The 244-nt window shown below is 47.1% G+C and carries 1 pseudogene; it reads right to left on the bottom strand.

The window, feature by feature from the left end:
• Window positions 1–244, bottom strand: a pseudogene (locus RH88_RS00240) (IS30 family transposase); the annotation flags it as partial.

Raw genomic sequence — 244 nt, 5'->3', positions numbered from 1 at the left:
CCGCGGCCTACAACGGTATCAATTTCCCAGTGCCCAGGTTCTTTTCTTAGCTCAGCCTCAACCGATCTCTCGGTGATATGACGTTTATTTGCAAGCCGTCCTCGACTGTCTTTTGAGTTGTAGCGCTTACGCCTTTTCTTAGTCGATTGACGCAGGTGTTTCCATAGCATTCCGCCTTCTGCTTTATCGTTCCAGACGTACTGATAAATGAGTTCGTGACTCATTGTTGGATAGCCTCTTAATC

This window comes from Vibrio scophthalmi LMG 19158 (genome assembly GCF_000222585.1).
Taxonomy (GTDB): domain Bacteria; phylum Pseudomonadota; class Gammaproteobacteria; order Enterobacterales; family Vibrionaceae; genus Vibrio; species Vibrio scophthalmi.
The sequence above is the reverse complement of the archived record's forward strand: the minus strand, read 5'-3'. Positions and strand labels throughout refer to the sequence as shown.